Here is a 394-nt window from a genome sequence, read left to right as displayed (position 1 = left end):
TATACGCCTCTTTTATTTCATACGTTTGTCCTGGTTTTAACGTGTGCATAATGTTCTCTAAATCAACTTGGATATACTGTGACTGTTTTTTGATTGTCCCATTTCGAAAGTATTCCGGAAACGGATTTTTCGTATAGACAGTATGGTTTAATTTAAGTCTTGATATATAGTACACGCCACGTTGGTCCATTTGATCTAAGTCTTCCAATGAAAAATAACCCAAATCGCGAATACATAAATCTCCTGGGCGTAAGGTATCTAAGCAATCTGTTCCAAATGTTTTATCATTATTTTTTCCAGGCTCTACCTGGAAGTTTAAAAACTGTCCGCTGTGTAAGTCATATTCTAATTGAATCTTGATACCTGCTGTTTGTGCACAACCACCTGATCCAGG

At 36.5% G+C, this 394-nt stretch carries 1 protein-coding gene; it reads right to left on the bottom strand.

Annotated elements, in window-relative coordinates; genetic code table 11:
• A partial coding sequence (locus MR155_RS31470) for a transposase (protein ID WP_242312132.1) occupies positions 1-394 on the bottom strand: 394 nt, incomplete at both ends.

The organism is Bacillus cereus group sp. BfR-BA-01331 (genome assembly GCF_022663915.1).
Classification (GTDB): domain Bacteria; phylum Bacillota; class Bacilli; order Bacillales; family Bacillaceae_G; genus Bacillus_A; species Bacillus_A mycoides.
The sequence above is the reverse complement of the archived record's forward strand: the minus strand, read 5'-3'. Positions and strand labels throughout refer to the sequence as shown.